Annotated in this window: 21 protein-coding genes; 14 read left to right on the forward strand and 7 right to left on the reverse strand. The window is 56.4% G+C overall.

Annotated elements, in window-relative coordinates; translation table 11 throughout:
- Positions 1-3: 3 nt before the first annotated feature.
- Both CKV94_RS08410 and CKV94_RS08415 read right to left on the reverse strand, forming a co-directional pair.
- Complete coding sequence (locus CKV94_RS08410) at positions 4-270, reverse strand: accessory factor UbiK family protein (protein ID WP_003822106.1); 267 nt, start codon at positions 268-270, stop codon at positions 4-6.
- A gap of 114 nt (positions 271-384) precedes the next feature.
- Complete coding sequence (locus CKV94_RS08415) at positions 385-840, reverse strand: DUF4149 domain-containing protein (protein ID WP_003822105.1); 456 nt, start codon at positions 838-840, stop codon at positions 385-387.
- 149 nt (positions 841-989) lie between these two features.
- Between CKV94_RS08415 and ttcA the strand changes: the two genes are divergently transcribed.
- From ttcA to CKV94_RS08435, 4 genes are all read left to right on the forward strand, one after another.
- Positions 990-1,943, forward strand: coding sequence for a tRNA 2-thiocytidine(32) synthetase TtcA (gene ttcA, locus CKV94_RS08420; protein WP_003822104.1), 954 nt, complete (start codon positions 990-992; stop codon positions 1,941-1,943).
- On the forward strand, positions 1,933-2,616 hold the full coding sequence (locus CKV94_RS08425) for a CPBP family intramembrane glutamic endopeptidase (RefSeq protein WP_003822103.1): 684 nt from the start codon (positions 1,933-1,935) through the stop codon (positions 2,614-2,616). The genes ttcA and CKV94_RS08425 overlap by 11 nt, the downstream gene beginning before the upstream one ends.
- A 78-nt stretch (positions 2,617-2,694) precedes the next feature.
- Positions 2,695-3,648 carry a leucine-rich repeat domain-containing protein gene (locus CKV94_RS08430; protein WP_035579793.1) on the forward strand — a complete coding sequence of 318 codons (954 nt, stop codon included), beginning with the start codon at positions 2,695-2,697 and terminating at the stop codon, positions 3,646-3,648.
- Positions 3,649-3,767: 119 nt separating this feature from the next.
- Complete coding sequence (locus tag CKV94_RS08435; protein ID WP_003822101.1) at positions 3,768-4,154, forward strand: DUF6678 family protein; 387 nt, start codon at positions 3,768-3,770, stop codon at positions 4,152-4,154.
- Positions 4,155-4,330: 176 nt separating this feature from the next.
- Here CKV94_RS08435 and hemH read toward each other — a convergent pair whose 3' ends face one another.
- The 4 genes from hemH to uvrB all read right to left on the reverse strand — a co-directional run bounded on the left by hemH (position 4,331) and on the right by uvrB (position 11,132).
- Positions 4,331-5,344, reverse strand: a complete 1,014-nt coding sequence (hemH, locus tag CKV94_RS08440) for a ferrochelatase (protein WP_003822100.1) — start codon at positions 5,342-5,344, stop codon at positions 4,331-4,333.
- 105 nt (positions 5,345-5,449) lie between these two features.
- The gene (locus CKV94_RS08445; protein ID WP_035579787.1) at positions 5,450-7,858 is read right to left on the reverse strand and encodes a DNA translocase FtsK; all 2,409 of its coding nucleotides are present in this window, start codon (positions 7,856-7,858) and stop codon (positions 5,450-5,452) included.
- A gap of 394 nt (positions 7,859-8,252) precedes the next feature.
- Positions 8,253-8,933 carry an IS1595 family transposase gene (locus tag CKV94_RS08450; protein WP_095114610.1) on the reverse strand — a complete coding sequence of 227 codons (681 nt, stop codon included), beginning with the start codon at positions 8,931-8,933 and terminating at the stop codon, positions 8,253-8,255.
- Between the two features lie 171 nt (positions 8,934-9,104).
- Positions 9,105-11,132 carry an excinuclease ABC subunit UvrB gene (gene uvrB, locus CKV94_RS08455; RefSeq protein WP_003822092.1) on the reverse strand — a complete coding sequence of 676 codons (2,028 nt, stop codon included), beginning with the start codon at positions 11,130-11,132 and terminating at the stop codon, positions 9,105-9,107.
- Positions 11,133-11,370: 238 nt separating this feature from the next.
- Here uvrB and CKV94_RS08460 point away from each other — a divergent pair, with 238 nt between their 5' ends.
- From CKV94_RS08460 to CKV94_RS08475, 4 genes are all read left to right on the forward strand, one after another.
- Entirely contained in the window at positions 11,371-11,907 is a 537-nt protein-coding gene (locus CKV94_RS08460; protein ID WP_003822090.1) for a gamma carbonic anhydrase family protein, read from the forward strand.
- A gap of 158 nt (positions 11,908-12,065) precedes the next feature.
- A complete protein-coding gene (locus CKV94_RS08465) occupies positions 12,066-12,254 on the forward strand; it encodes a hypothetical protein (RefSeq protein ID WP_035579784.1) in 189 nt (62 codons plus the stop codon).
- A 149-nt stretch (positions 12,255-12,403) separates the two neighbouring features.
- On the forward strand, positions 12,404-13,144 hold the full coding sequence (locus CKV94_RS08470) for a hypothetical protein (protein ID WP_050754428.1): 741 nt from the start codon (positions 12,404-12,406) through the stop codon (positions 13,142-13,144).
- Positions 13,145-13,249: 105 nt separating this feature from the next.
- On the forward strand, positions 13,250-13,891 hold the full coding sequence (locus CKV94_RS08475) for an NAD(P)H-hydrate epimerase (protein ID WP_003822086.1): 642 nt from the start codon (positions 13,250-13,252) through the stop codon (positions 13,889-13,891).
- A 77-nt stretch (positions 13,892-13,968) separates the two neighbouring features.
- Here the strand turns inward: CKV94_RS08475 and amgK are convergent, their stop codons facing one another.
- Positions 13,969-14,973 carry an N-acetylmuramate/N-acetylglucosamine kinase AmgK gene (gene amgK, locus CKV94_RS08480; protein WP_003822085.1) on the reverse strand — a complete coding sequence of 335 codons (1,005 nt, stop codon included), beginning with the start codon at positions 14,971-14,973 and terminating at the stop codon, positions 13,969-13,971.
- A gap of 20 nt (positions 14,974-14,993) precedes the next feature.
- On the opposite strand from amgK, the gene CKV94_RS08485 reads away from it, so the two are divergent.
- From CKV94_RS08485 to recG, 6 genes are all read left to right on the forward strand, one after another.
- Positions 14,994-17,345, forward strand: coding sequence for an LPS-assembly protein LptD (locus tag CKV94_RS08485; protein WP_223417307.1), 2,352 nt, complete (start codon positions 14,994-14,996; stop codon positions 17,343-17,345).
- Positions 17,342-18,295, forward strand: a complete 954-nt coding sequence (locus CKV94_RS08490; protein WP_003822080.1) for a peptidylprolyl isomerase — start codon at positions 17,342-17,344, stop codon at positions 18,293-18,295. The genes CKV94_RS08485 and CKV94_RS08490 overlap by 4 nt, the downstream gene beginning before the upstream one ends.
- Positions 18,296-18,503: 208 nt before the next feature.
- The gene (alr, locus tag CKV94_RS08495) at positions 18,504-19,559 is read left to right on the forward strand and encodes an alanine racemase (RefSeq protein WP_003822077.1); all 1,056 of its coding nucleotides are present in this window, start codon (positions 18,504-18,506) and stop codon (positions 19,557-19,559) included.
- Positions 19,560-19,584: 25 nt separating this feature from the next.
- On the forward strand, positions 19,585-20,520 hold the full coding sequence (locus tag CKV94_RS08500) for an Imm51 family immunity protein (protein ID WP_003822076.1): 936 nt from the start codon (positions 19,585-19,587) through the stop codon (positions 20,518-20,520).
- Between the two features lie 65 nt (positions 20,521-20,585).
- Positions 20,586-21,179 carry an SMC-Scp complex subunit ScpB gene (gene scpB, locus CKV94_RS08505; protein WP_003822075.1) on the forward strand — a complete coding sequence of 198 codons (594 nt, stop codon included), beginning with the start codon at positions 20,586-20,588 and terminating at the stop codon, positions 21,177-21,179.
- 206 nt (positions 21,180-21,385) lie between these two features.
- The gene (gene recG / locus CKV94_RS08510; protein ID WP_035579781.1) at positions 21,386-23,425 is read left to right on the forward strand and encodes an ATP-dependent DNA helicase RecG; all 2,040 of its coding nucleotides are present in this window, start codon (positions 21,386-21,388) and stop codon (positions 23,423-23,425) included.
- The last annotated feature ends 63 nt before the right edge of the window (positions 23,426-23,488 follow it).

Consider the following 23,488-nt stretch of genomic DNA (forward strand, 5'->3'; position numbering starts at 1 on the left):
TTCCTATTGCTGTTCGGAAGGGTTGGGCAGGGCGGCCGGAGCGGCGGCTTCCAGCTTGGCCAGGCGAGCTTCTAAGGCGGCCAGTTTTTCGCGGGTTTTGATGAGCACCTGCTGTTGGATGTCGAATTCTTCGCGTGTTACCAAATCGAGCTTGCCGAATGTGCTGCCGAGCAGGGTTTTCACGTTTTTTTCCACGTCTTTCACCGGGCTTTCGGCAATGGCGTTGCCGATTTTTCCGGCGAGTTCGTCGAGGATTTGTTTGGCCAACATGGGGTTTCCTTTATTTTTGAAGGGTTGGGATGGGCGCATTGTATAAGTGCGGGAATAGGGCGGCAAGCGGTAAAAGGCTACCTGAAAAATTTCAGGTAGCCTTCCCAGCCCGATTTATTGCCACTCGAAACGCAGCAGGCGCATGATTAAAAACAGGCCGAGCAGGCTGACGAGCACATACAGGCTGCTGGACATGCTGTGCCAGAAAGAGAGCTCGCCGCCGAGGAGGTTGGAGAGCCAATACGTCTGCCCGCCGCGCAGGGCGCGGATAAGCGGCACCAGCGCAAATTGCGAGACGGCCAGCAGCAGCCAGGTGAGGGCGACGATGCGCGAGCTGAGTTTGCTGCGTTGGCCGTAGCTGCGCTGCTGCGCCGAGAGGCCGGCCAAATAAAGGATGGCCCACACAAACAGCCCGATGTAGTTCACCGCGCTGAACAGCGCACCGGCCAGGTTGCCGGCCTGCTCTTTGGGCAGAGATTGAAACAATAGCGGCGCCACGCCGTAGCCGGCCAAAAGATATGCGCCAAACCACACGGCAGCCAACAGGGCCAACACTCGATTTGCAAACATTCGTTTCCTTCCTCTGCTTTTTGTTTAAAACGAAACGCAGTGTACCGTATTCTTTGCATACTTTCAGCTGCCGGGTCGATACTTTACCTGCTATAAAATCAGCCTACATTGCGTTACAATCCCGCACTTTACGTTGCCAACACACCATTATGTCTAATAAGCCCAAACACGAACACGAAGCCAACAAACTGCACAAACGCCTGCGCCACGCCGTGGGCCAAGCGATTAACGATTTCAATATGATTGAAGAGGGCGACAAAATCATGGTCTGCCTCTCCGGCGGCAAAGACAGCTACGCCCTTTTGGACATCCTGCGCCACTTGCAAGCCTCCGCGCCGATCAATTTCGAGCTGGTGGCGGTGAACCTCGACCAAAAACAGCCCGGCTTTCCCGAGCACGTGTTGCCGGAGTATCTAACTTCTATCGGAGTGCCGTTCAAAATTGTGGAAGAAGACACCTATTCCACCGTGAAACGCGTGCTCGATGAAGGCAAAACCACCTGCTCGCTGTGCAGCCGCCTGCGGCGCGGAATTTTGTACCGCACGGCAAAAGAGCTGGGCTGCACCAAAATCGCACTCGGCCACCACCGTGACGACATTCTCGCCACCCTTTTTTTAAACATGTTCTACGGCGGCAAGCTCAAAGCCATGCCGCCCAAGCTGGTGAGCGACAACGGCGAACACATCGTGATTCGCCCGCTGGCCTATGTGAAAGAAAAGGATTTGATCAAATACGCCGAAATCAAGCAATTCCCCATCATTCCCTGCAACCTGTGCGGCTCGCAGCCCAATCTGCAGCGGCAGGTGGTGGGCGAAATGCTGAAAGACTGGGACAAACGTTTCCCCGGCCGCATCGAAAGCATGTTTTCCGCACTGCAAAACGTGGTGCCCTCGCATTTGGCCGATACCGAACTGTTTGATTTTGCCGGTTTGCAACGCGGTCAGACCCTGAAACACGGCGGCGATTTGGCCTTCGACAGCGAAACCGTTTCCTTTAACGCCCCGCGCGACGACGAAGACGAAGGGCTACCTGAAAAACCCGCACGCAAAGTGATTAATATTTTGGGCAGCAAGCCGAAAACCGGAGGCTGCGGTGCGGGATAAATTCATTTCACTCTTACAGTTTATTCCCCTGCTGATGCTGACGCAGGTGCTGCCGATATTGGCCTGGCTGCTCGGCGGCCTGGGTAGGAGCATGGCTGCCCAAGTTGTGGCCGCACTGCTGTTTACGGTTGCCGCCGTGGCCATGTGCGGGCTATACCTGCAGCTCTACCTTAAGCAGGCAGACGGTTATTTCCATAATTGGAAAAGCCGGTTTTCCGGCAAAAAACTGCTGTGGGCGGCGGGCTATATTGCGCTGATGCTGGCCATCAACCCGCTCTACGAAATGCTGATGGCCGCGCTGGGCGTAGAAAGCAGCGTGGACAACCTGCAAAACCAGCGCATGGTTATGGAAATGCTGCAACGCGCCCCGCTGACGATGTCGGCCTATATCCTGCTGTTTGCGCCGGTTTTGGAAGAGCTGCTGCTGCGCGGCATTTTTTTCCAAAGCTTCGGCAGCATAGAAAACCGTGGCAAACGCTGGCTGCTGCTGGTGCTGTCTGCCTTTGTTTTCGGCAGCCTGCACGGCCTGCCGGTGCATTACGATTTCCTGCTGTATTTCGCCATGGGCCTGGTGCTCGGCGCGGCCTATCTGCACACCAAAGATTTGAAATACCCGATTTTGATTCACATGGTAAACAACGCATTGGGCTTGGCCGGGATGTTGTTTGAGTGAGAATGGGGAAAGGCTGCCTGAAAATTTGAGCCAGCTATATAGCTGGCTTAATCTGTACTTGATTTGGAAGGAAAGTAAATGTCTAGCACGCCAATCCGATTAAATATTAAAACAAAAGAATTATCGGTAAGCCATATTTCCTCTATTCGGCAGAATAAAAGAATTTCTATCTGCAACGGTGTGCCAAAGAATATTATGGCAAAGCTGGCAAGTATTGTTTCCGATATAGACGGTTTGAATTTATTGTTGGTTCTAGAAGATGATTTTTATGCTGATGAAAATACCATTTTAGATTTTGAGATTTTGAAGTTTCTCCCAAATATAAAAAATATTCAGATATTGTCATTTCGTTGTAAGCCGCTAAATAATATTGAAGATTTAGCTTATCTTAATGATATTAAGTTGTTTGGTATAGCTGGTAATTTAGGTAAGAAGGTAGATTTTTCTGTATTGCAGAAATTTAATAATTTATCTGCCTTATCTATTGATAACACTATTCTAGATGAAAAATATTACGGTATCATAAATAATAAAAATATTACTGAATTATCATTGAGAAAGTTACAACTATCCAGTCTGGATAAGAATCTAAACTTACAAAAATTGGAAATACTCAATGAACTTTCTAATGCGGAAGATATGGCATCAAAATTTCCTAATATCCGTAAATTGAGTTTGACGAATTGCAAAAAGTTATTAGATTTCTCATTTATTTCTAATTGTTTGAATTTATATGATCTATATATCAACAGTGTGCCAGGCTTAACAGCAATACCAGATATCCAATTTGCTAAATTACATACCTTGTGGCTACTCAACTGCAAAAAACTGGAAAATATCCATCTGTTGTATCGTTTGAGCACGTTAAAACGTCTTGCAATTACATTTGCTAAGATTACACCTGAAGATTTGGATAATATATTCTCGGCATTAAAGCTGGAGCATTTCTATTTTATGTCTGAAAACAAGGCAAGCAATAAAAGATTTGAGGAATTGGCGGAGAAATATCAGTGTGGCACGGATGATTTTTGATGTAGGAAATGGATATTTGAATGGAGAGCTTCAGGGAGCCTGTGTGAAGTAAGGAAAAAATCATGCCAACAGATGCATAGACAGAATTCAACAGCAAACAAGAACGCTACCACCGCCGTGTGCGCGAATTTGTTCAGCAAAACAGACTGGTGGGCGCGATGAATAACACCAAGTGGCGGGAGCTACGTGAGGCAATGGATGAGTGGGGAAACGCGCCTGCCTATGAAATCAAGTATTTGTTTGATGAAAAATCGGAAGCAGAAGTGGAGCAAGCCATAGCTGAAACGACGGTGGCAATCGGCGATTGGGGTCATGAGCATTTTTATCCGATGTTTGATATCGAATGGGTGAAAATTCGGAAATTGCGCTCGGTGTTTCGCGGGCGTTTGATCGCGCGGGAAGTCGTGGATAATAGCGAGGGCATTCGCGCGATATTGGAGCGGTTTGCTATTCCGTATGTGGAAGGTGAGTTTTGCTTTACGGTGTATGGCTACCTGAAAGCTTGAGTGCTGGAAAATAAAGATAAAGGCTACCTGAAAGTGTTTCAGGTAGCCTTTAGTCATAGCGGATTAGCAAAAAAGCTGCTGTGTTGGCTCGCCTTACCGTACTAGCTGTCCTGTCTACGATTCGCTGCCTTCCTCCGTCCTTTGTTAAACCGCTATATACTTCAGGTAGCCTCACGCTACACCCAGCTGCCCAGGTTTTCCTGTGCGATATCTGCCAGGGCGGCGATGAAGGCTGGGTTGTCGTTGAGGCAGGGGATGAAGCGGAAGGTTTGGCCGCCGGCTTCGTGGAATTGTTCGCGGCCTTGGATGGCGATCTCTTCCAAGGTTTCCAGGCAGTCGCTCACGAAGCCGGGGCAGAATACGTCGAGCTCGCGGATTTGCTGTTTGGCGGGCAGTTCGGTGAGCAGGTCGGATGTGGCCGGGCCTATCCAGCGGGCGCGGCCGAAGCGGCTTTGGAAGCTGATATACCACTCTTGGGCGGAGAGTTGCAGGGCTTCGGCCAGCAGTTGGGCGCTGGCTCTGCATTCGATTTCGTAGGGGTCGCCCTGCTGCACGGCGGCTTCGGGGATGCCGTGGAAGCTGAACAGGATGCGCTGGCCGCGGCCATGCTGCTGCCAGTAGGCGCGGATATGTGCGGCCATGGCTTGGATGTAGTCGGGATGATTGTAGAAACGGCTGATGGTGCGCAGGCTGATTTGGTTGCGCTGTTTGAGCAGTTCGTTCAACACCTTATCCAGCGCGGCGCCGCTGCTGCTGGCGGCGTATTGCGGATAGAGGGGGATGGCGAGCAGGCGGTCTACGCCTTGGGCTTTCATGGCGGCGATGGCGTTGGCCACGGCCGGCTCGCCGTAGGACATGGCGTGCCCCACCAGCACTTGCGGCAGCTCGGCTTGCAGGGCGGCAGCCTGTTTGGCTGTAATCACGGCCAGCGGTGAGCCTTCGTGTTGCCAGATTTGGCGGTAGCCGTGTGCGCTTTTTTTAGCGCGGAAGGGCAGGATGATGCCGCGCAGCAAGGGCTGCCACAACAGGCGTGGCAGCTCGACTACGCGCTGGTCGGACAAAAATTCGCGCAGATAGGGGCGCACGGCTTCGGGCGTGGGCGCGGCCGGCGTGCCGAGGTTGATGAGCAGAATACCGACTCTGGCTTGCTGCTGAGCGCCGTGTGGCGGCTCGGGTTGGAAGTGGGGCATGGGGGTTCCTTGGGTGTGTTTTTATTGGGGCTACCTGAAAAAGCTGAATAGGGTTTCAGGTAGCTTTATATTTGTTTGTATAGAAGGCTACCTGAAAAATATCGTCTACAAATCATCCTTCCTGGCCAATATCTTACGCGCCCCGCTCACGTCGGCAGGAGAGACGATGCCAGCGTCTTCCAAGGCCTGCATCAGGTTGGCGGCGCGGTTGTAGCCGATACGCAGTTGGCGTTGCAGCGAGGAGATGGAGGTTTTGCGGCTTTCCAGAATAAAGGCCACGGCCTGGTCGAACAATTCGTCGCTGCCGGCATTGGGGTTGACGGCGTTTACGGTTTCCTGCGCGGCTTCGCCGGAGAGCAGGCCTTCGATGTAGTTGACGCCCTGCTGGCGTTTGGCAAAGGAGGCCACTTCGTGCACTTCGTGGTCGCTCACAAACGCGCCTTGCAGACGCACGGGCTCGGCGCTGCCGGGCTGGAGGAAGAGGAGATCACCGTATTTGAGCAGGTCTTCCGCGCCCATTTGATCGAGGATGGTGCGGCTGTCGATGCGGCTTTGCACGGTGAAGGCCATGCGGGTGGGGATGTTGGCCTTAATCAGGCCGGTTACCACGTCCACGCTGGGGCGCTGGGTGGCCACAATCAGGTGCATACCGGCGGCGCGGGCTTTTTGCGCTAGGCGGGCGATTTGCGTTTCCACCGCCTTTTTCTCGGTCATCATCAAGTCGGCCAATTCATCAATCACAATCACGATATAGGGCAGCTTTTGTAGCGGCTCGGGCTCGTCGGGATTGGGGCTGAAAGGGTTGGGCAAGGGTTTGCCGGAAGCGGCGGCTTCGGCCACTTTTTGGTTGAAGCCGGCCAGGTTGCGCACGCCGGCATGGGCGAGCAGGCGGTAGCGTTTTTCCATTTCGGCCACGCACCAATTCAGCGCCTGCCCGGCCTCGCGCATATCGGTTACCACCGGGCAGAGCAGGTGCGGAATGCCTTCATACACGGAAAGCTCCAGCATTTTCGGGTCGATCATGATAAAGCGCACTTCATCCGGCGCGGCCTTATACAGCATCGACATAATCATGGCATTCACGCCCACCGATTTGCCCGAACCGGTCATGCCGCCCACCAGAAGGTGCGGCATTTTGCCCAAATCGGCCACCACCGGCTGCCCGGCAATATCTTTGCCCAAAGCCACGGTGAGCTTGGACGGCGCGGCGGCAAACACCGGCGAGGACAGAATTTCGCGCAGCAGCACTTCCTGCCGCTTCTCGTTTGGCACTTCGATGCCCATGGTGCTCTTGCCCGAAATAGTTTCCACCACACGCACCGACTGCATGGAAAGCGAACGCGCCAAATCTTTGGCCAGATTGGTAATCTGGCTGCCTTTCACGCCTTGCGCCGGCTCGATTTCAAAACGCGTAATCACCGGCCCGGCAGTGGCGCTCACCACGGTTACCTGAATGCCGAACTCGGCCAGCTTGGCCTCGATGCGCTCGGCCATGTGCTGCAGGGCTTCGGGGTTGATTTCCGGCGTGTGTTCCTGCGGGCGCGTGAGCAAATCCAATTCCGGCAGCAGATATTCGCCATCTTCGGCTTGCCGTTTGGGGGCGAACAAATCTTTCTGCCGCTCGGGCGCGGGTTTTTGTTTTTCAGGTAGCCCTTGGCCGGCGGGCTGGTTAATCTGCACCGCCACCGGTTTGCGGTTGCTGCTGGCACCTTCCACCGTTGCCACTTCTTCGGCGGTGATGGTTTTTGCCGTGCGTACCATCCGACGGGCAAACTTCGCGTTCGGTATGTCGCGCACAAATTGGTGCGGCTGTCGGATCAGCCGATACCACAGCCATTCCAGCTGTGCCCCCGCTTTTTCCAGCAGCGTGAGCCACGACACCTGCAACAGCAGCGAGAGCCCCGCCACAATCAGCACCACCTGCACCAAAAGGCTACCTGAAACCCCCAACAGCCGCGTAAAGCCGCTACCGAGCGATTGGCCGATTAAGCCGCCCGCGCCCATCGGCAGGCTGTCGTGCAACTCGGCCGACCAGGCTGCCGCTTCCAAAAGCGGGCTGCCAAACAAGAGCAATGCCGCTCCGCCCAAGCCCATGCCCAAGTGATACGGTTTCTCGCTGCTCTGTTTCACGCTGCGGAAATTGCGGTAGAGCCACACCGCTGCCGCCAGCAGCAGCCACCACACCGACAGCCCGAACAGATAATAGGCCACATCCGCCGTGTATGCGCCCACGAGCCCGGCCAGATTGTGCGGCTCGTTGCCGGTGGGGATGCTGCGCGACCAGGCCGGGTCGTCCATGGTGAAGCTCGCCAACGCCAAAGCCAGGCACACGGAAAACAGCAGCACCAAGAGCCACAGCATATCTGCCAAAAGCGAAATGGATTGCGAAGCCGCAGCAGCAGCGGAAGGCACGGCCGCCCGGCGCGAAGCCTTGGCAGGCGGATTGTGCCGGTTTGGCTTCGGTTTGGCAGGTTTGCTCGATTTGCTTGCTTTGCGGGAAGGTTTATTGCTCATATTAACGATGGGGCTACCTGAAAACCTCGGCTGGGGAAAGCCGAATAGGGCAGGCCGCCGGAATAACGATACAAAACGCCGCATTATAGCAGTATTGCCCCGAGGCTTGCGCGACTCCATGGAGGATAGGGTATGCGCAAAATACAGGCAGGATTGGTTTTAAAGAATGTTCAGCTATAGGCAAAGGCTACCTGAAAATCCAACTGCGGTTTCAGGTAGCCTTTTCGGTGTTGAGCGGCATGGAGCGGTAGCAACGTATGGAGTGGAAACGGCAAATTTGTTTGCGCTAAGCCGCTGATTTCGTCTTATCCATCATGTTGAATGTCGGTTCCTAGACTGACACCAGTTACGGTGAAGCTTAAAAACAATACAGAAGGGGCTTAGGAAGCAAAATTTATTTTAAAGGATTTTCCCGCAACATTCTCAGCAGTATTTTATATAAATCATCATGCCTGTGATTGAAGCGGAACTCGGTTTCTTTTAAATGCAGGTAAAACGTATGTTTCGGCACCCCGTTAAATTGCACCAAGCGATGCTTGGCGTAACTCCAAAAAGATTCAATACCGTTAATATGCCGCGTACCACGGACAAACTCATTGTCACCATGATGTACCCTGAAATGTTTGGCAAAACCCATGTCAACCAATCCCTGATAACCGCGCCAACCGTCGGTATTGATGACACTCTCGATACCGACACGACCTCTAATGACCTTTTGCAGCGTTGCCTTGGAGGCATCGGGAACAATCTCGGTATAAACCTTGTCCCCGCGTTTCAAAATGCCGAAAACGATGGTTTTCCCACCCGCACCGCGCCCGCGTTTGCCTCTGATGCGTTTGGCACCAAAATAGGATTCGTCCAATTCTACAATGCCGTATAAAGGTGCCTGCCTCCCGCATTCGTCAGCCAAACGCCGGCGCAATTTCAGGTACAGGTTATTGACACTTCTGATGCTGACACCCGTCAGTTTTTCGGTATCGGAGGCAGTCAAATCCAAAGCAAACAGCCGCAGGAGCTGGCGAAATTTGGGCTCGGTAATTTTACTGAACTTTTGGTACTTGTTTTTTAAATTCATTTCAGAAGCTTATCACTATATTGAGTGATTTTGCTTCCTAAGCCCCTATTCAATTTTATTTTTGCAATTGCATGAGACTTTACGGCTTTTTTCTCATTACAAAAATAACATTTTTCATCATTATTCACTTTTTGCATTTTTCTAATCCAATTCTTAAAAGGTTAAACTAACTCACTCCGCCCCAAACAACAAATTCTCTTTAATTCCCCGTATTCTATCCCGCAACACCGCCGCCTCTTCAAACTGCAAATCTCGAGCCGCCTGCTGCATGGCCTTTTCCAGTTTAGCGATTTCTTTAATCGCGTCTTCCTCGTTGTGGATTTCGCTGACTTTAACTTTGTTTTTGCCTTTCAGACGGCCTTTGCCGCCGTCTTCTTCGTGGTACACGCCGTCGATGATGTCTTTGACCTGTTTTTTAATCTGCTGCGGCACAATGCCGTGTTCTTCGTTGAATTTAATCTGTTTTTCGCGTCGGCGTTCGGTTTCGTCGATGGCGGCTTTCATGGAGTCGGTGATTTTGTCGGCGTACAGGATGGCGACGCCGTTCACGTTGCGCGCGGCGCGGCCTATGGTTTGAATCAGGCTGCGGTGGGAGCGCAGGAAGCCTTCTTTGTCGGCGTCGAGGATGGCGACGAGGGAGACTTCGGGGATGTCGAGGCCTTCGCGCAACAGGTTGATGCCGACGAGTACGTCAAACAGTCCGAGCCGCAAATCTCTAATGATTTCAACGCGTTCGACGGTGTCGATGTCGCTATGCAGGTAGCGCACTTTGATGCCGAGTTCGCTGTAATAGTCGGTGAGTTGCTCCGCCATGCGTTTGGTGAGGGTGGTAACGAGTACGCGTTCGCCTTTTTGGATGCGGTCGTTGATTTCGCTCATTAAGTCGTCGACTTGGGTGGCGACGGGGCGGATGATGATTTGGGGGTCGACCAGCCCGGTGGGGCGGACGACTTGTTCGACCACTTGTCCGGCGTGTTCTTCTTCGTATTTGGCGGGGGTGGCGGAGACGAAGACGGTTTGCGGCATGACTTTTTCAAATTCGTGGAATTTGAGCGGGCGGTTGTCGCGGGCGGAAGGCAGGCGGAAGCCGTAGTCCACGAGGTTTTGTTTGCGCGATGCGTCGCCTTTGTACATGCCGCCGATTTGGGTAACGGTAACGTGGCTTTCGTCGATGAACATGATGGCGTTGCTTGGCAGGTAGTCCATCAGCGTGGGCGGCGGTTCGCCTTCTTTTTTGCCGGAGAAGTGGCGGGAGTAGTTTTCGATGCCTTTGCAGAAGCCCATTTCGTAGAGCATTTCGAGGTCAAAGCGGGTGCGCTGTTCGATGCGTTGCTGTTCGACAGGGCGTTGTTCGCGGGCGAAAAATTCGATGCGTTCGCGCAATTCTTCTTTGATGGACTCGCAGGCGCGCACTACGGTGTCGCGCGGGGTAACGTAGTGGCTGGACGGGAAGACGGTGTAGCGGCCGACGCGTTGGTGCAGGCTGCCTGAAAGCGGGTCGAACATATCGAGGCGGTCGATTTCGTCATCAAACAGGCTGATGCGCAGGGCGTTTTCGGAGCTTTCGGCGGGGTACACGTCAATCACGTCGCCTCGCACGCGGAAGCTGCCGCGTTTGAAATCCAAATCCCCGCGTTCGTACTGCATGGAAACGAGCGTGGCGATGATGTCGCGCTGCTCGATGGTGTCGCCTTCTTTGACGGACAATACCATTTGTTGATACTCGGTCGGGTCGCCGATACCGTAAATGGCGGACACGGTGGCGACGATAATCACGTCGTCGCGCGTCATCAGATTTTTGGTGGCGGAAAGGCGCATCTGCTCGATGTGTTCGTTGATCGCGCTGTCCTTTTCGATGAACAAATCGCGGCTGGGCACATAGGCTTCGGGCTGGTAATAGTCGTAGTAGGAGACGAAATATTCCACCGCGTTTTCAGGGAAAAACTCGCGCATTTCGGCGTAGAGCTGGGCGGCAAGGGTTTTGTTGTGCGCCATGATAATGGCGGGGCGGCCGCTTTGGGCGATGACGTTCGCCATGGTGTAGGTTTTGCCCGAACCGGTTACGCCGAGCAGGGTTTGATAGGCAAGGCCGTCTGAAAGCCCTTCGAGCAGGCCGGCAATGGCGGTCGGCTGGTCGCCTGCGGGCGGGAAGGGTTGGTGGAGTTTGAATGGGGAATTGGGGTATTGGATGATGTCCATGAGGCTACCTGAAAAAAGCGCGGGCAAAGGTGGAATTATAACGCTAATGCGTGTGCTTGCTGCTGGGTGGCTGGGGAAGTTTCAGGTAGCCTTTTGTGGCAGGGTAGGGCGGCAACGGGGTAGGGCGGTATTGTTATGCTGCCGGCTCAGTTCCTACACAGCTAAAACCGCAGCCCGGCTTTGCTAGCATCCGATTTTCAGGTAGCCTTTGCGGCTGGATACAAACAAGGAGTTTCCCATGAGCAATATCCGCCCTTATTTGGATACCGTGCCGCAGGTGCATGGCAGTTGTTATCTCGATCCGCTGTGCTTGGTGGCGGGGGATGTGGTGTTGGCCGAGGAGGTGTCGGTATGGCCGTTTGCCGTATTGCGCGGGGATGTGAACAGCATCCGTGTGGGGCGGGGCAGCAATATTCAAGATCATGTGATGCTGCATGTGAGCCACAAAACGGACAGCAAGCCGGAGGGTTCGCCGCTGATCATCGGCGAGGATTGCACCATCGGCCATCATGTTACGCTGCACGGCTGCACCGTTGGCAACCGCGTGTTGGTGGGAATGGGCAGTATTGTGTTGGATGATGCGGTGATTGAAGATGATGTGATGATTGGGGCGGGTAGCTTGGTGCCGCCGCGCAAACGGCTGGAAAGCGGCTATTTGTATGTGGGTTCGCCGGTGAAACAAGTGCGGCAGCTTACGGCGGAGGAGCTGGCGTTTCTGCCGTATTCGGCGGCGCATTATGTGCGGGTGGCAGAGGGGCATAAGGCGGGCAGCTGATGTTAGCTTCACAGTAACTTGTCTTCTTCGGCCGCTTCATTTTCATTTTGCGGAAGTATGGCTTTCAGGTAGCCTGCTGTGCCGTAGAGGCTACCTGAAAATCATTGTGCTATTGTTTAAAATATTTGTTTGTATTCAATTGGATGAAAGGAAAAGTCATGAAAGCAACATATCGTTTGGCCGCTGCGGCGGTGTTGGCTGTCCTGTTGTCGGCTTGTGGCGTCGGGGTGGGAGTGAGTGGCGGTAACGGCCACGTGGGTGCGCGCGGCTCGGTGGATTTGGGCAACGGCAATAGCAGTGTGACGCCTTATGGCAAAGTGGGCGTGGGGGTGGAAATAACACGTTAGGCGTGGCTACCTGAAAGCCCTGCTTCAAGCAAGCTAAAATGCGCCCTTTGTCGCAAATGTGAGTTTCGGTATATTGCCGTTGTGTTATTTGAAATATTTTCAGGTAGCCTTTGCTGCCAGATTGTGTTCAATCCATGACAAGGAACATCATGAAAAAACACCTGCTCGTCATCCTGCTGGCGCTGGCTGCCCCCGCCACCTTGGCCGCGCCTTATCAGCCGCTGAACTTGCAAAGCTTGGTGAGTGGCAGCCCCGAGCATCCGCCGATTAATGTGAATATGCCTGCCGTGCAGCGTGCGTTCGATAATTTGGCCGCACACGCGGCGGAATACCCCGTGCAGTTCGACAACGATGCCGACCGCCGCCGCGCCATCGCCGATTTGCAGCCTTTGGGCGTGCTGCTCGACAGCCTCGTGCAAAACAACACGCCGCGTGCCGGTGCCGCGCCCAGCCAAGGGTACTTGGTGCTCCTGCAAATGCGCGCCCGCCTCAACTGGATGGGGCACAACCTCGACCAGGCAGGCTATGCCGAACGCGCCGAAGCCGACTACGCCCGCCTGCTTGCCCTCGCTCCGGCCGCCGCCAAACCCGCCGTGCAGGGCGAATTCGGTAATTTCCTCGCTTCCAGCGCCCGCATGGAACGCGCCATCCCCATGCTGCACGCCGCCTACCAAGCCGGTCATCAAGAAAGCGGCCGGGATTTGGCCACTGCTCTTTTAACGCAAAATAAACGCAGCGAAGCCCTGCCGCTGCTGCGCGAATATGTGCGCAACTTCCCGCAAGACCAAAAAGGCCGGGCCATCCTCAATGCGGTGGAACAGGGCAGGGTGGAAACGCACGCGGTGTATCCAAGCCATTTGCAGCGCATGCCTAAGCAGCATCGGCATTAAAATTGCATTGGGATTACATGCCAAACAGGCTACCTGAAAATCTTCAGGTAGCCTGTTTGCCGAGAAGGGCATAGAATTTTGCCCACCCCAACACAGGAGAACACCATGCCGCAGAGTCCCCCGAAAATCTACACCGCCGCCCAGATGCGCGAGCGCGAACAGGCTGCTGTGGCGGCCGGCACCAGCTTTTTGCAGCTGATGGAAAATGCCGGGCAGGCCGCCGCTGCCGATTTGCTGCGCCGGTTTCCCATACCCGGCCGCGCCCTCTTGGTGTGCGGCAAAGGCAATAACGGCGGCGATGCGCTGGTGATTGCCCGCGTGTTGCAGCAGCACGGCTGGCAGGCCGATATTGTGCTGCTCTTGGGTACGGTACTGTCGGATTTGGCCGAAGCCAACCGCCAACGACTTCAGGGGGTGGATGGTATCCGCTTCCTGCCGGTTGAGGCACTGCCTGCCGCGCTGGAGCAAGGCTACGGCCTGATTATCGACGGCATTTTCGGTACCGGTTTTTCAGGTAGCCTGCCTCCCGAGGCCGCCGAAAGCTGTCGTCTGCTCAACCGCGCTGCCGGCTGCAAAGTGGCGCTCGATATCCCCACCGGCCTCAATGGCGACACCGGAGAAGCCGCCGCCGACACCTTCCGCGCCAACCTCACCTACGCCTTCGCTGCGCTCAAACCCGCCCACGCCGGTCCCGCCGCACAGCAGTGGTGCGGCGAGATTGTGTGTTTGGATATCGGGATCGATTAGGCAAGAGGGCGAAATGCTCAAGCGGAGGAAGGCTACCTGAAAGGCCAGCCTCAACCAGATTAAAAACCGTTCTGCATTTAAAACGTATAGCCGGTTTGCAGCTCTTCGTCGCCTACCAACTCGAGCAAGAGCGCATAGAGCGGGGCGAGTTCGCGGTAGCGGCGGGCGGTACGGCGCAAATAGTTGAGGAAGCGGGGGATTTCGGGGCGGTATTTGCCTTTGCCGTCGCGGTGCCACAGGCGGGCGAAAATGCCGGCCACTTTCAAGTGCCGCTGCACGCCCATCCATTCGAAATCGCGGTAGAAACGGTCGAAATCGGCAGGTACGGGCAGGCCGGCGGCACGGGCTTTTTCCCAGTAGCGCACGGCCAGGTCGATTACAAACTCTTCTTCCCATTCGATAAATGCGTCACGCAGGAGGGAGACCAGATCGTAAGTAATCGGGCCGTAGAGCGCGTCTTGGAAATCCAGCACGCCGGGGCGGCCCGGGGTGAGCATCAGGTTGCGTACGATGAAATCGCGATGCACATACACTTGCGGCTGGGCGGTAAGCACGGGCAGGAGGGTGTCGAGCGTTTGCTGCCACAGCTGTTGCTGTTTGAAGTTCAAGCTTTTGCCCAGCTCTTTGGCCATAAACCAATCGGGGAACAGCTGCATTTCCCGGCGCATCACGGCTTCGTCGTATTCAGGTAGTACGCCGGGGCGGCTGGATTTTTGCAGTTCAATCAGCGTGTCGAGCGCATCCAAAAGCAGGGCGCGTTGCACTTCGGGGCGGGTGTCGTGTTCCAGTGCGGCCAAGTAGGGCACTTTGCCGAAGTCTTCCAAGGCGGCGAAACCGTGTTCGATATCGTGATGGAACACTTGCGGCACGTGCACGGCGGCAAAAATCTCGCGCACGCGCAAATAAGGCTCGATGCTCATTTTGTCGGGTGGTGCGTCCATGCAGACCACGCTCTCGCCGTTTTCGAATACGGCGCGGAAATAGCGGCGGAAATCGGCATCCGCTGCGGCGAAGGAAAGGGTGAAACTCCGCTGCGGATAACGTTTCTGCAGCCAGTTTTGCAATTCTTTTTCTCGTTCCATGATGTTTTTCGGGTTAAAATATGCGCCATTTTAAACCCGCTGTGAAAAATTGGGGTGATTCTTTGTCTTGCTTTTTCCGATTGAGCCCGATGGCGGCCGCTGTGTTGGCCGGTTTGAGCCTGCCGGCTCTGCTGCAGGCCGAGCCGTTGTCGCTGGCGGCAGAGGGCGGTGCGGCCTGCCACCGGCCGGACGCGCCCAAACAGATGATTGCGCCGGTGAAAACCAGCGGCGAAGGCGCATTGGCCGAAGGTGCCACCCGCGTGAATGCCGACCGTGTGATCGGTCAGAGCGATGTGCGCGTACGTGCCGAGGGCGATGTGGTGGTGGAGCGTGGCAACCAGGTGCTTAATGCGCAATGGATTGACTACAATCAGCCGCAAGATACCGTGCAGGCTGGCGACCGCTTCACCTTGGAGCAGAGCGGCGGGCGCGTGAGCGGCGAGAGCCTGCGTTATAAGATGGACACCCGCCAGGGTGAGGCCACCAATGCCCGCTTTGAAGCCGAAAGCAGCAGCGGCCGCCGCCTGCAGGGTACCAGCCAAACCCTGCGTATGGACGGCGAAAACCGTTATCGACTGGAAAACGGCCGCTTCAACACGTGTAATCCGGGCGATGAGAGCTGGTATATCCGTGCCAAAAGCATTGAAGCGGACTACGAGCGCAATGTCGGCGTGGCGCGCAATGCCTCGCTGGTGGTGGGTGGTGTGCCGCTGTTTTACACGCCGTGGATTGATTTTCCGCTCAACGGCAACCGCAAAAGCGGCTTTTTAGTGCCCACCTTTAAAGCCGGCTCCGATGGTGTGGAAATCACTACCCCCTATTATTTCAACTTAGCTCCAAGCTACGACTTCACGCTCACCCCCAAGCTCTATAGCCGGCGTGGCCTGCAGCTGGCCGGTCAGTTCCGCTATCTGCAGCCCAAATACCAGGGCGACATCAGCTTGGCCGTGCTGCCCGCAGACCAACTCAGCCAACACGACACCCGCAGCAAAATCGATTGGGACCACCAACACCAATTCAGCCGCACCCTCAGCGGTGGTGTGGATTTCCACCAAGTATCCGATGACGACTACTACCGCGATTTCTACAACCGCACCGACATCGCCGCCAATGTCAACCTCAACCGACAGCTGTGGCTGCGCCACCAAACCGAATTGTGGACCGGCCGCTTCGACAGCTATGCCACCGTGCAGAAATACCAAACCCTGGCCAATGCCGACGGCTACAAAGGCGACCAACCTTATTCCCTGTTGCCGCGCCTAAGCAGCCAATGGCAGAAGCGTTTCGGTATCGTCAACTTCCAAATGTTTGGCCAATACAGCAACTTCCGCCACGATAGCAAACAGGAAGGCAGCCGTTTGGTGCTTAACCCCAGTGTAAGCGCGGAATTCAACCGCAGCTGGGGCTATGTCCGACCCAAGCTTGGCTTGCACGCCACTTATTACAACCTAGACAGCCATAACGGCGCGCAGGCACACAATTTCAGCCGTATATTGCCCACCTTCAGTGTGGATAGCGGCATGGTGTTTGAGCGGCCAGCCAGCTGGCAGGGGCGTGATTATGTGCAAACCTTAGAGCCGCGCCTGTTCTACACCTACATCCCCACCAAGCAGCAAAACGATATTCCGCTGTTCGATACTGCCGAAAACAGTTTCAATTACAGCCAACTATTCCGCGAGAACCGTTTCTCCGGCCACGACCGCATCAACGCTGCCAACTTCCTCACCATGGCGGTGCAAACCCGCCTGTATGATGCCCGGAATGGCGCAGAGCGTTTCTCCGCCGGCCTTGGCCAGCGCCTGTATTTCACTCGTGACGACGTATTGCTTGATGGCAGCCGTGTGCAGCGGCGCAGCGGCCATTCCGATTTGCTGGCCTTTGCCGACGGCCGGGTAAACGACAATATCTGGCTGAACAGCGAAGTGCACTACGACACCAGCCAAAATGCCGCGGCCAAATATCATTTCGGCCTGCGCTACAGCCCTGAGCCCGGCAAAACCGTGGGTGCGCGCTATCAATATCGCCGCCATGGCGAAATTTACGATGACATGTACGGCAAAGTACGCCGGGCCGACGTGTATTTCCAATGGCCGGTGAGCCGCAATCTTTATCTGGTGGGCCGCCACAGCTATTCCTTCAGCGAACATAAGCCGGTGGAACACCTTTTGGGCATGGAGTACATCAGCGGCTGCGGCTGCTGGAGCCTGAGCGCCGTCGGCCAGCATTATGTGAACGGCGTGAATTCCAGCAAAAATGCCTTCTTCCTCCAGCTGCGCCTGCGCGACTTGAGCAGCTTGGGCAACAATCCTTTTGAACAAATCCGCCAGTCTATTCCTGGCTACACCAACATTGATGAGGTAATGCGTAAATGAAAATGAAAACTTTGGTTTTGGCGCTGGGCATGAGCCTGGCTTTTCAGGTAGCCTCGGCCAACACCGTGCGGTCGGTAGACAACATCGTGGCCGTGGTGGAGAACGAAGTCATCACCCAGCGCGAGCTTGATCAGGCCGTGGCCCACACTCGCAGCCAAATGCCGCGCGGCACGCAAGTATCCGAGCAGGAATTGCAGCGGCAAACTCTGATGCAGCTGGTGAACCAATCACTTTTGGTGCAGGCCGGCCGGCGCAACAATATCCAAGTGCCGGATGCCGAAGTGGAAGCCGAAATTGCCCGTATCGCCGCTTCCCGCCGCCAAAGCCTGGCTCAGTTTGAAGCTGCCCAAGCCCGCTTCGGTATCGACAAAACCGCCCTGCGCCGCCAAGTGCGCGACAGCATGATTGCTCAACGCGTGCAGCAGGGGCAGACTGCCGGCGAGGCCAAAGTGAGCGAAGACGAAATCAATGCCGCCATCGCCCGAGCCCGTGCCCAAGGCATTACCCTGCCGCAGGCCACACCCAAAACCCAATACCATGCCCAGCATATTTTGATTGCCAGCCAAGGCGAGCGTGCCCAGCGGCTGGCGCAACGCCTGGCGCAAAATGCCCAACGCGGCGCCGATTTTTCCGCCCTGGCGCGTCAGTATTCGCAAGACGGCAGTGCTGCCAATGGCGGTGATTTGGGCTGGCTCTCCGAAGGCGAAACCGTGCCCGAGTTCGAACGTGCCATGCGCGGTTTGAAACCCGGTCAGGTGAGCGCACCGGTACACACCCAGTTCGGCTGGCACGTGATCCGCCTGGTGGAAGCCCGCACGCCGAACACGCCCGATGCCCGCATCCGCGCCGGCGTACACGATGCCATCGCTGCCCAAAAAACCCAAGCCGCCATGCAGAGCCTGCTCCAGCAGCTGCATCAAAACAGCTTTATTTCCATTCGGATGCAGTAGGCGGATTGGCCGTAGGGGATGATTGGCCTATCCTTTGCGGCCAATTTACAGGCTACCTGAAAGTTTCAGGTAGCATCAGGTTTGGCTAAAGCTTGCTGCTACAAATTGGCGTGCATTTGCCAACGCCACTCTTATTTTCAGGTAGCCTTCAAGGCTACCTGAAACCCGTAAACCCAAGTAACAAAAGCTAATATAGAAGAGAATCATCATGCGCCCGCTCACCGCCACCATCCGCCTCAGCCACCTGCGCCACAACTACCAACTGCTCAAACGCCTGCACGGCAACAAAATGCTCGCCGTGGTGAAAGCCGATGCCTACGGCCACGGCGCCGTGCGCTGCGCCCGTGCGCTGGCCGATTTGGCCGACGGTTTCGCCGTGGCCACGCTGGATGAGGGCATCGAACTGCGCCAAGCCGGCGTCAGCGCGCCCATCGTGATGCTCGAAGGCGTGTTTGAGCCCGCCGAATACGCCGCGGTAGACGAATACCGCCTGTGGCCGGGCGTACAAAACCAATGGCAGCTCGAAAGCCTGCTGGCACACCGCTGGCGCGAGCCGGTAACCGTTTGGCTGAAAATGGATTCCGGCATGCACCGCGTGGGCTTCTTCCCGCAAAACTTCGCCCCCGCCCACCAAGCCCTGCGCCAAAGCCCGCAGGTGGCGCATATTGTGAACATGACCCACTTCGCCCGCGCCGACGAGCCGGAACAAGCGATGACCACCGCCCAGCTGGCCGCCTTCGACACCGCCGTGGCCGGCTTGTCCGGCGCACAGAGCCTCGCCAACTCCGCCGCCATCATCGCCCACCCCGCCGCCCGACGCGACTGGGGGCGCGCCGGCATCGCCCTCTACGGCATCGAACCCTTCCCCGGCGCCTGCCCCGAGCTCAAACCCGTGATGCGCCTCACCAGCCGCATCTTTGCAGAACGTACCCTCCAGCCCGGCGAGCCGGTCGGCTACGGCGCATCCTTCATCACCGAACGCTCCACCCGCATCGGCATTGCTGCCTGCGGTTATGCCGACGGCTACCCCCGCACCGCACAAAACGGCTGCCCGCTCACCGTAAACGGCCAGCCCAGCCGCCTCATCGGCCGCGTGAGCATGGATATGCTCGCCGTCGAGCTCGACCACCACCAAGGCGTGGGCAGCGAGGTGGAGCTGTGGGGCGACGCCGTTTCCGTAGCCACCGTGGCCCAATCTGCTGGGACGATTTCCTACGAGCTGCTGTGCCATATCAAGCGGGCCCATTATGTGTATCAAGATTGAGCAATGGCTTAAGGCTACCTGAAATATGAGCAACCCTTTCTTCCCCTGCATCTTCATCAACCGCGAAGAGCAGCAAACCGACTACGACACTGTTATTACCTCTGATTTCCACTATTTTGACAGCTATTTCGGTGATAAAGGTTGCGCAGGCTATGGCCTGCAACAGCTCGCCAAAAAACTTGCCAAGCAGCATCAAATTAAAGAGCTGCACTTCGATTCCGAAGCTGGTATGTTTTGCGCCTATTCCGCCAACCGCGAAAGTCTGCTGCGTCTGTGCCAAGCCCTGCGCGAAATCAGCGGAGAAGAAAGCCAGCACACCGCCCCTGCCGCTGCCAAGCCCAAAATCTCCGTCGAACGTACCGATAATCTGCTGCTGCGCGGCTTCATCCTGCGCCTCGACCCAGCCAAACAGCAGGAATTTCTCGATAACGTACCGTTTCCCGCCCTGTCGCCTGTCCATGCAGGCTATATAGCCGCGCTGGAGAATGGCACGGAAGAAGAAAAAATCCGTGCCGTCAAACGCATCGAATCCGAAGCCCGCAGCCAAACCCGCCGTCGTGCCGACAGCTATCTTGCCCACCCGCACCTTATCAGCCTGTTGCTGGACGTACTGGCGCATCAGCCCGGCGAAAAGCTGCATTTGGAAATACTTTATGCCCTTAGATCTGTTTGCGACTGGCACTTGCCCGATTTGCGTTGCCGCGAAGCCTTCTACCAAGCCCTGACGCACAAAAAAGCCGCATTCCGTTACGCGGCGCTGTACGGATTGTTATTCCTGTATGAATTTGATGTGGAAAAAGTTAAGCCGCTGCTCCATGACAAAGCCAAAGCCGTGCGCGAAGCTGCCGAATACCTTCTGCGCCAGGATCAGCCCAAAGACAAAGCCGAAGATATTTTCCTCTGGAGATTTGACGATAAAGCCATCAATGCAATCCGTGAAGAATGGAAGCAGGCTACCTGAAAAAAGCAGCCCGGCATACATCCCCGACGTTTTGCCAAACCCGCCCAATACACATCAAACCACCCATGCCGCATACCCTTTCCCCCGAAAGCCTGATCGAAGCCGCGTTGCTCACCCAGCCCGAACCGCTGCCCGAACGCCGCCTGCGCGACTTGTGCGAACCGCCGCTTTCTGCCGATAAGCTCGAAGACGTGCTCGAAGCACTGCAACAGCGCTGGCAGGGCAGGGCGCTGCAACTGGTGCGCACCCACGAGGGCTGGCGCTTTCAGGTAGCCCCTGCCGCCTTCGAGCGGCTCGGCAGCCTGGAAGAGCAGCGCACGCCGCGATATTCCCGCGCCGTGATGGAAACCTTGGCCATCATCGCCTACCGCCAGCCGGTCACGCGCGGTGACATCGAAGCCATCCGCGGCGTGGCGGTGTCGCAAAACGTGATGCAAACCCTGCAAGAACGCGGCTGGATAGAAAGCGTGGGCAAGCGCGACACCATCGGCCGCCCCAGCCTGTGGGCCACCACCAAAACCTTTCTCACCGATTTGCAAATCGACACCCTCGAATCCCTGCCGCCCCTGGCCGAACTGGGCGAGTTGGTGTTGCCTGAGCTGGGTGTTCACGGGGCAACGGCAGAAGAAGAAATGGCGGAAGAAAAGGCTGCGGAATAGGGCATTCAAGCGCGGCCAATATTTTCAGGTAGCCTGATGAAGGCTACCTGAAAAACATCTGCTCCAGTACAATCCCGCCATCTTTCTGCGCTGCACAAGCCCACGCTTTAGCTTCGCAGAAAACCACTTCGTTCGTTTTAACTTCGTTGAAGCTCACGCTTTAGCTCGCAGAAACTCACTCCGTTCGTTTTCAGGTAGCCTTCCCCATGAGCGCCGATTTCAAACAACAACTCAAGCTCACCGACGCCACCGCAGGCAAGCTCGCCAAGCTGCATATCCGCAGCCTGTGGGATGCCGTGCTGCACCTGCCCCTGCGCTACGAAGACGAAACCCACCTGACCCCCATCAAAGACGCGCCCGTGGGCGTATCCTGCCAAGTGGAAGGCGAAGTGGCGCATCAGGAAATCCAGTTCCGCCCGCGCCGCCAGCTGATTGCCCAAATCCACGACCAATCCGGCAGCGTGCTGCACCTGCGCTTTATCCATTTCTACCCCAGCCAGCAAAAGCAGCTCGCCAAGGGCAAACGCATCCGCGCCATCGGCGAAATCCGCCACGGCTTTTTCGGCGACGAAATGGTGCACCCCAAAATCCGCGATGCGGCAAGCCAAAGCCTGGCCGAGAGCCTCACTCCCGTGTATCCCACCGTGTCCGGCCTCAGCCAGCCCACGCTGCGCCGCATTATCCGCCAAGCCCTCGAGCAAACCGATTTGGCCGACACGCTACCTGAAAGCCTGCTTGCCCAGCTCAAGCTGCCGCCGCTGGCCGAAAGTCTGCATCTTCTGCACGCACCGCCGCCCGAATACAGCATCGGTCAATTGTCGGACGGCAGCCTGCCTGCCTGGCAGCGGCTGAAATTTGACGAACTGCTCGCCCAGCAGCTTTCCATGCGCCTGGCTCGTGCGCATCGACTCAGTGGGCAGGCCATGCCGCTGGTGGGCGACGGCAGTCTCGCCAAGACGCTGGTGCAGAGCCTGCCCTTCGCCCTTACCGCTGCTCAAGATCGCGTGCTGGCCGAAATCCGCCAAGATTTGGCGCAGCCGCACCCGATGCACCGCCTGCTGCAGGGGGATGTGGGCAGCGGCAAAACCATCGTGGCCGCGCTCTCTGCGCTGGCCGCCATCGAAGCAGGCGCACAAGTAGCCGTGATGGCACCCACCGAAATCCTTGCCGAGCAGCACCACATCAAATTCCGCCAATGGCTCGAGCCGCTGGGCATCAGCGTGGCCTGGCTTTCAGGTAGCCTCAAAAAGAAAGAAAAAGACCAAGCCAAAGCCGCGCTGGCCGATGGCCGCATCCGTTTGGCCGTGGGCACGCACGCCCTGTTTCAAGACGATGTATCTTTCCAAAACCTCGGCTTGGTGATTGTGGATGAGCAGCACCGCTTCGGCGTGGCGCAGCGCCTCGCCCTGAAAAACAAAGGCTGCGACGTACACCAGCTGATGATGTCCGCCACCCCCATCCCGCGCACGCTGGCCATGAGCTTCTTTGCCGACCTCGATGTTTCCATCATCGATGAGTTGCCGCCCGGCCGCACGCCGATTAAAACCCGTTTGGTCAACAATATCCGCCGCCACGAAGTGGAAGGCTTTGTGCTGGCTACCTGTAAAAAAGGGCAGCAGGCCTATTGGGTGTGCCCGCTGATTGAAGAGAGCGAAGCGCTGCAGCTGCAAACCGCCACCGATACGCTCGCCGAGCTGCAGGCCGCCCTGCCCGAGCTCACCATCGGCCTGGTGCACGGTCGCATGAAGAGCGCGGAGAAAGCCACCGTGATGGCTGAATTTGCCGCCGGCCGCATCCATGTGCTGGTGGCCACCACCGTGATCGAAGTGGGGGTGGACGTGCCCAATGCCGCCCTGATGGTGATCGAACACGCCGAGCGCATGGGGCTTTCCCAGCTGCACCAATTACGCGGCCGGGTAGGGCGCGGCGCCGCGGTATCCAGCTGTGTGCTGCTGTTTGCCGAGCCCTTGGGCGACACCGCCAAAGCCCGCCTCAAAGTGATCTACGAAAACACCGACGGCTTTGAAATCGCCCGCCAAGACCTCAACATCCGCGGCCCCGGCGAATTTCTCGGCGCCCGCCAAAGCGGCCTGCCCCTGCTGCGTTTCGCCGATCTGGAGCAAGACTTGCCCCTCTTGGAAGCTGCCCGCCGGATCGCCCCCGAACTCATCGCCCGCCACCCCGATATTGTAGAAAAACACCTGGAACGCTGGCTGGCCAGCCGCGAAGGCTATTTGGGCGTGTGAACAGGCAAAGGCTACCTGAAAACGAGGTTTCCGCAGGAAGACGAGTTTCTGCGGAGCTACAGT

Source organism: Eikenella corrodens, assembly GCF_900187105.1.
GTDB lineage: Bacteria > Pseudomonadota > Gammaproteobacteria > Burkholderiales > Neisseriaceae > Eikenella > Eikenella corrodens.